Genomic DNA, 279 nt, shown 5'->3' with positions numbered 1-279 from the left:
CTTAGCCGCTGCGGACGTTTATCTCAGTGATTTAAACGAACATAGCTATAGCCTTACCGAAAGCTTGCGACACAGCTCTAGGGTACTTTGGAGCCGTATTAACAATGAGTTTGGTTATGTACCAAGCTTAAGCGCAAAAATTCGCGAGAACGAACTGGCTCTACAACCAGTAGGTGAATTGCTCGACAGTTTATCGCTGCTAAACTTTGATACCTTGAGCCAAATTGCTGGTGATATTCGCGAACTGCGCCGAGTATTAGCAATTAACTTAAGCCAAGC

General features: G+C 44.4%; 1 protein-coding gene. It reads left to right on the top strand.

The window, feature by feature from the left end; translation table 11 throughout:
* Positions 1 to 279: hypothetical protein (locus Q4528_RS13635; protein ID WP_303522087.1), on the top strand; the 279-nt coding region annotated here is incomplete at both ends.

The sequence above is a fragment of the Staphylococcus pasteuri genome (assembly GCF_030547725.1).
GTDB lineage: Bacteria > Bacillota > Bacilli > Staphylococcales > Staphylococcaceae > Staphylococcus > Staphylococcus pasteuri.
The sequence above is the reverse complement of the archived record's forward strand: the minus strand, read 5'-3'. Positions and strand labels throughout refer to the sequence as shown.